The following is a 6,835-nucleotide window of genomic DNA, read 5'->3' on the forward strand; positions in this document are numbered from 1 at the left end:
TGACTTATATAAAAAGCTGTTCGACCAGTTCATTGGCCGAACAGCTTTTTGTTTCTTCTATTAATTATCATGGCTAAACGTGGTCCACTGCTGGCGGGTGCCGTTAAAGACCGACAGCCCCACCGCCTGCGACTGCCCGCTCTGGGTCAGCCGACCGGTCGCGTCGTACTCGATCAGTTTGACCGGTGACGCGTAGTGCTGGAGTTTGCCGTCGACGACCCACTCGGCCTGGTGTGGCAGGACCGGCCGCACGAACTGGGTCAGGACCGTCTCCTTCGCCTGGATGATCACGCCCTGCTGGTAGGTGTCCTGAAGCTTGGTCACCAGTTGCTTGAGCTTCTGCCCCTGGGTGGCCATGGTCCGGTTATCGCCGTTGTACTGGCCGTAATAGGCCACGTTGATCATGATGGGCAGCGTCCCGGTCTCACTGCCCACGATGGCCACAAAGTGCGCGTACTGCTGTTCGGCCGAGCTGGTGAAGCTAAACGTGTGGCAGACGCCGACCTTCATGCTGGCCCCCTGTGAGCGCGAGTAGTTGTTGCTGAAGTCGTCATCGGAATAGGTCGCCCCGGACGTCGCCTGCAGGTAGACGAACTGGTGGTGCTTGGACAGCTGTTGAAAGTCCAGGTAGCCACTGTCCTGATTGATGCTGACCCCGCGGACCGGAAATTGGGCGAGCTGTTGCTGGTGGTAGTGCTGCCACTGTTGCCAGCCCCAAACGCCCAGCCAGCCCACCAGCAGGACGATAACCAGCACCCCAAGGCGGTGCCAGCGCCGATGCCGGCGAAACGTATTCTCATATATCGGTTGATAATCCCGTCGTTTCACCCTGGTCACCATTCCCCGCAAAGTTTCTTTGCGTTTCATTATACCATGCTGACCCTTAAGGTTCCTCCCGAGTTCGTTCGATGACGTCGCGCACGTGCATCAGGATCGGTTGGGTCCGCGACGAACTCCGCAGGACCGTCATCATGAACAGGCTGTCGAGGATCGCCAACTGCGACATCAGCGAGTACATCCCCTCGGAACGGTACTTGATCTCGTCGGTCAAAGACAGGAAGGTCACCGTGGCCGCCCGGGACAGCGGGGAGCCGCTGTAACTGGTGATCCCGATGATCGGCACGTTGTTGGCGGTCAGTTCCCGGACGATGTGCATGGTCTCCTGGTTCTTCCCCGAATGGGAGATGACCACAGCACAGTCCTTATCGGTCATCTTGGAGGCCTGCATCAGTTGAATGTCGTAGTCCGGATGGTAGGTCACGTTCAGCGACGTCCGGACGAACTTATGGTACCCGTCCAGTGCGGCGATCGACGACCCGCCGAGGCCGAAGAAGGTCACCGTCTTGGCGTTGATCAGCCGAATGACGGCCCGCGCCATGTCGTTTTCGTTCAAGGCGTCGTTGGTCGCCGTCAGCGAAGCCATCGACGAATGGAAGACCTTGTTGGCAATGGTCTCCAGCGAGTCCCCTTCGGCCAGTTCCTTGAAGAGCTTGCCACCGGTCTGGGCGTCGGTCACCACCACGTGGCCCAGTTCCATGCTGAATTCCCGGTAATTGGTGTACCCCAACCGTTTAACGAACCGGGAGATGGAGGCCGTCGACGTCCCCGCCGCGCTGGCCAGCTCCCGAATCGTCATCTCGCTGACCGTCGACGGACTGTTCAAAGCCAGCTGCGCAATCTTTTTTTCTGTAGTTGATAAACTGTCATACTTTCCCCGAAGCTTTCCCAGTGCTGAGCGTGCGATGACCAACATCACCTTTCTAATTATAAAATCTTCTGTAAATATTTTACAGCAACCCCCTTGAAATGTGAAACTTTTTTACATATAATAGTACCCGTCGCTATTAAGGGGCCTCTTTATCACGAGGTTTTACGCATGAGACGACCGAGGGGTCTTGCTTGATTTCAAGTAGCCGAGTAGGTAATATCATGATAGCGTTTACCTAATAGGCTGGTTAGGTCACCTAACCACCCATTGCACAGTTACTTAATTCGCCAATGGCTCTTCGGGTCATCGGCACCAACGCGTTACGCTGAAAGGATGAAATTGAATGGACTACATGATTGGAGTCGACATTGGGACGACCAGTGTCAAGACCGTATTGTACGACACCCAGGGGAAGATGCAGGGCTACTCGAACAACCTGTACCCGCTCTACCAAGACGTGCCTGACATGGCCGAAGAAGATCCAGAAGAGATCTTCTCCGCCATCATCGATGGGTTGACCACCGTTTTACGGAAGGCCGACTTAAAGGACGGCCAATTGCACGGGGTTTCCTTCTCCGCCGCTATGCACAGCTTGATTCTCTTGGACGAGAACCACAAGCCATTGACGCGGGCCATCACCTGGGCTGATAACCGGGCGGTCAAGTACGCGGATGAATTACGGGAGAACGGTGTCGGCAAGCAACTTTACGAAAAGACCGGGACCCCCATTCACCCCATGACGCCACTGAGCAAGTTGATCTGGTTGCGTAACGACCAGCCCGACCTCTTCAAGCAGGCTCGCTGGTTCGTCGGCATCAAGGAATACGTCATCTACAAGCTCTTCGGGGTCATGCAAGAAGACTACTCCATCGCCAACGCGACTGGGTTATTCAACATCTTTAACATGGACTGGGACGACCAAGCCTTAGAGGTTGCCGGCATCACCCGGGACCAACTGCCGAAGCTGGTCGACACCACTGACCAAATCAGCGGGATGAAGGCCGACTACGCCGGCGTCATCGGCATCGACCCGAACACGCCATTCATCATGGGCGCTTCCGACGGTCCCCTGGCCAACCTGGGGGTCGACGCCATCGATCCCGGTGTCGTCGCCGTCACGATTGGAACGTCCGGTGCCGTGCGGGTCGTTACGGACAAGCCGAAGATTGACCCTAAGGGCCGGGTCTTCTGCTACTACTTGTCGAAGGACCACTGGGTCGTCGGCGGTCCCGTCAACAACGGGGGGATCGTCTTCCGTTGGGTCCGCGACCAACTTTTCGCGCCTGAAAAGATCACGGCGGAACAAATGAAGGTCGACTCCTACGATCTGTTGACCGAAATCGCCTCCAAGGTTCCTGCCGGTTCCGATGGCCTGATCTTCCACCCATTCTTAGGTGGCGAACGGGCCCCAATCTGGGACGCTAACGCCCGCGGATCGTTCTTCGGTCTCACGCGGACCCACTCACGGGCTCACATGGTTCGGGCGGCTCTCGAAGGGATCGTCTACAACCTGTACACCGTCATGTTGGCCTTAGAAGAAGTCGTTGGCAAGCCTAAGAGCATCCAAGCAACCGGTGGGTTCGCCCGCTCTGCGCTCTGGCGTCAAATGTTGGCAGACATCTTCGAACAGGACGTGACGATTCCAGAAAGTCCTGAAGGAACCGCGCTGGGTGCCGCCACTTTGGGCATGTACGCGTTGGGCCTGATCGATGACTTGGCCACGGTCAAGAACTTCATCGGGGTCGCTAACGTCCACCACCCGAACCCCGATACGTTTGAAGCCTACCGGACGTTGGTTCCGATCTACATCCGGTTGAGTCGGCAATTGCAATCTGAATACAAGAACATTGCCGAGTTCCAACGGAAGCACCCACAGCAGGACAACACTGCTTCCAAAGAGGAATAAGCTTTAGAGGTTAATCTTTTCAGAAAACCAACTAATATTTTTAAGTTTTTTGAAAATTTTCTCTATACAAAACCGTTTTCATCGGGTATACTGTAGTCACTTATTGAGAGGCCAGTGTTTTCACGCTGGCTTTTCAAAATTCATTTCATGAAAGGGCTTACTTAACATGGAACTTATTGCACTTGTTATCGGGGTCATCTTCCTCTTGGTGCTGATCATCAAATTCAAGATGAACACCTTCGTTTCCTTAATTTTGACCTCCGTCCTGACGGCGATGCTGCTCGGGATGAACCTCACGAAAATCATGGCCACGATCGAAGCCGGGATTGGGAGCCAACTTGGTGAACTTTCCCTGGTCTTCGGTTTCGGGGCGATGCTGGGTCGGTTAGTTGCCGACGCCGGTGGGGCTTACGTCATTGCCACGACCTTAATCGACAAATTCGGGAAGAAGCGGCTGCAAATTGCCATTATGCTCGCTTCATTCATTATCGGGATTGCCCTCTTCTTCGAAGTCGGAATGGTCTTGCTGATTCCTATCGTCTTCGCCATTGCGGTGGAAGCCGATGTGCCAATCCTTTACTTAGGGATTTCCATGGCCGCTGCCCTGTCAGTGACCCACGGATTCCTGCCACCTCACCCGGCACCCGTTGCCATTTCCGCCGTCTTGAACGCTAACGACGGGAAGGTCCTGTTGTTTGGGTTAGTCGTTGCCATTCCTTGTGCGATCATCGCCGGGCCAGTCTTCACCAAGCTGGCACAGAAGTTCGCACCGTCCGCCTTTGCTCAAAAAGGGAACTTATCTTCCCTGGGTGAAGTCAAGACGTTCAAGCCTTCCGAAGCACCTAGCTTTGGACTGTCCGTTCTGACCTCCCTCTTCCCAGTTATCCTGATGGCCATCACGACCATCTACAAGATGACCGTTGACGGTGGGGCCACTCCTACCAAGAACGCCACGATGCTGGATCAGATCATCGCCTTGATTGGTGACCCAGCCATGGCCATGTTGATTTCACTGATTGTTGCCATGTTCACCATGGGCTGGGGTCGGAAACGTAAGACGTCCGCTATCATGGAAACGTTGGAAAACGCCATCAAGTCCATCGCGATGCTGCTGTTAGTTATCGGTGGTGGTGGGGCCTTCAAGCAAGTCCTCATCGATGGGGGTGTTGGTAAGGAAGTTGCCAAGATCTTCATCAACTCCAGCATGTCCCCATTAGTTCTGGGCTGGTTGGTCGCCGTCGTCCTGCGGGTGGCCCTGGGTTCCGCCACGGTCTCTGCTTTGACCGCTGCCGGGATCGTTGCCCCACTGATGGCCCAAGCCGGTGTTGACCCGGCCCTGATGGTGCTGGCCATCGGTGCTGGTTCCTTAGCCGCTTCTCACGTGAACGATGCCGGGTTCTGGATGTTCCGGGAATACTTCGACCTGACGGTTAAGCAAACGTTGGGAATCTGGACCGTACTGGAATCGATCATCGCCGTCGTTGGGTTGGCCATCGTTATGTTATTGAACGTGGCCTTCCACTAATCTTTTAATTCATGCTTACTTGAACCGGGTCCGTGACGTCTGTCGCGGGCTCGGTTTTTACGTGCTCCCGCTGGTTCGTTTCAATGGCGCTTGCTTCCGCTCAGCTGAACCGTGGGCACCTGGCCGCGACTCGTCGTCCCCCTCCCGCTGAGCAGCGCCCCGTCATTCTTAACAACTGGTCCAGACCACTTATGATTTATGATGAACCCCACCCGGATTCCGTGCTATAATAATCAAATCAGCATTTTTTAGAGAGAAAAGAGGATTCTGATTTTGGCAAAGGAGTTACGCCGAGAAATCGGCACATTTACCGCCCTGGCCACGGTCATGGGCACCGTCATCGGGGGTGGGGTCTTCTTCAAGACCGCCAGCGTGGTGGCCGCCAACCACTCCGCGAACATGACCCTGGTGGCCTGGGTCTTAGGGGGCCTGTTGACCATCTGCGCCGGCCTGACCAGTGCGGAGCTGGCCGCGGCCATCCCCAAGACCGGGGGCGCCATGCGTTACCTGGAGTACGCCTACGGGAAACCCGTGGGCTTTTTAATGGGGTGGGCCCAGATTCTGGTGTACTACCCCGCGAACATCGCCGCGCTGTCGATCATCTTCGGGGTCCAATTCGTGGCCCTGTTCCACCTGACGACCGCCTGGCAGCTGCCCATCGCCATCCTGTGTGGTCTCAGCATCACCGGGCTCAACTTCCTGGGAGCTAAGGTCGGTGGCCGGGTCCAATCGGTCGCCCTCATCTTCAAGTTAATTCCCATCGCGGTCATCGTGGTGCTCGGGCTGTTCGCCCCCGCCCACACGACCATCCAGTTCTGGCCCATCAGCACCGGCGACCACATCGGCTGGGGCGGCGCCTTTTGTTCCAGCCTGCTGGCGACCATGTTCGCCTACGACGGCTGGATCAGCATCGGGAACATCGCCGGGGAAATGAAGCACCCCGAACGCGACCTGCCCCGGGCCATCGTGATTGGCTTGGCCGCCATCACCCTGGTCTACACGCTGATCAACCTGGTCTTTCTGCGGACCCTGCCCATCGAGGCCATCGCCGGCAACCAAAACGCCGCGGCCGACGCCGCCATGCGCCTGTTCGGACAATTTGGCGGGAAGCTGGTCACCATCGGGATCCTAATCTCGGTCTACGGGGCCATCAACGGGTACACGCTGACCGGGATGCGGGTGCCGTTCGCCATGGCCGAAGAGGACAGCCTGCCGTTTTCCAAGTACTTCCGACGATTGTCGCGGCGGACCTACGTGCCCTACTTCGCCGGGAGCGTCCAGTTTGGCATCGCCCTCATCATGATGCTGCTGGGGAGCTTCGACCTGTTGACCGACATGCTGGTCTTCGTGATGTGGGTCTTTAACTGCCTGATCTTCATTGCCGTCTTCAAGCTCCGCAAGAACGAGCCGGCCCTGGTACGGCCGTACCGGGTTCCGGGTTACCCGGTCATCCCGCTGATTGCCCTGATTGGGGGGCTGTTCATCCTGGTGACCACCCTGGTGACCGAGACCGGTCTGGCCGTGGTGGGCCTGTTACTGACCCTGCTGGGGTTGCCGGTCTACTACTGGCACCAGGTGCACCGCCCGAAAACCACTGATTAATATCGCTATCAAAAAAGCCGACTGCCTTGAAATCATTCTAAAGTGAACCCCCTGAGTTGGAGTAAATCCAAACTCAGGGGGTTTTACTATGTTT

General features: G+C 56.3%; 5 protein-coding genes. 3 read left to right on the plus strand and 2 right to left on the minus strand.

The window, feature by feature from the left end; genetic code table 11:
- Nucleotides 1-60 precede the first annotated feature (60 nt).
- Nucleotides 61-828 carry a GH25 family lysozyme gene (locus FD37_RS12485; protein WP_225436320.1) on the minus strand — a complete coding sequence of 256 codons (768 nt, stop codon included), beginning with the start codon at nucleotides 826-828 and terminating at the stop codon, nucleotides 61-63.
- A gap of 55 nt (nucleotides 829-883) precedes the next feature.
- Entirely contained in the window at nucleotides 884-1,753 is an 870-nt protein-coding gene (locus FD37_RS12490) for a MurR/RpiR family transcriptional regulator (RefSeq protein WP_045808471.1), read from the minus strand.
- A 298-nt stretch (nucleotides 1,754-2,051) separates the two neighbouring features.
- Here FD37_RS12490 and gntK point away from each other — a divergent pair, with 298 nt between their 5' ends.
- The 3 genes from gntK (at nucleotide 2,052) to FD37_RS12505 (ending at nucleotide 6,741) form a co-directional block, all read left to right on the plus strand.
- Nucleotides 2,052-3,614 carry a gluconokinase gene (gntK, locus tag FD37_RS12495; protein ID WP_045808470.1) on the plus strand — a complete coding sequence of 521 codons (1,563 nt, stop codon included), beginning with the start codon at nucleotides 2,052-2,054 and terminating at the stop codon, nucleotides 3,612-3,614.
- 166 nt (nucleotides 3,615-3,780) lie between these two features.
- Nucleotides 3,781-5,139 (plus strand): gluconate:H+ symporter, encoded by a 1,359-nt coding sequence (locus FD37_RS12500; RefSeq protein WP_045808469.1) that lies wholly within the window; start codon nucleotides 3,781-3,783, stop codon nucleotides 5,137-5,139.
- A gap of 270 nt (nucleotides 5,140-5,409) precedes the next feature.
- Nucleotides 5,410-6,741 (plus strand): APC family permease, encoded by a 1,332-nt coding sequence (locus FD37_RS12505; protein ID WP_170206979.1) that lies wholly within the window; start codon nucleotides 5,410-5,412, stop codon nucleotides 6,739-6,741.
- Nucleotides 6,742-6,835: the final 94 nt, after the last annotated feature.

It is taken from the genome of Levilactobacillus spicheri DSM 15429 (genome assembly GCF_001435095.1).
In the GTDB taxonomy this organism is placed as follows: Bacteria; Bacillota; Bacilli; order Lactobacillales; family Lactobacillaceae; genus Levilactobacillus; species Levilactobacillus spicheri.

Bases quoted from the DNA above. Each gene is read 5' to 3' on its own strand.
- FD37_RS12490 (WP_045808471.1), bottom strand. From the start codon at position 1,753: ATGTTGGTCATCGCACGCTCAGCACTGGGAAAGCTTCGGGGAAAGTAT.
- gntK (WP_045808470.1), top strand. From the start codon at position 2,052: ATGGACTACATGATTGGAGTCGACATTGGGACGACCAGTGTCAAGACC.
- FD37_RS12500 (WP_045808469.1), top strand. From the start codon at position 3,781: ATGGAACTTATTGCACTTGTTATCGGGGTCATCTTCCTCTTGGTGCTG.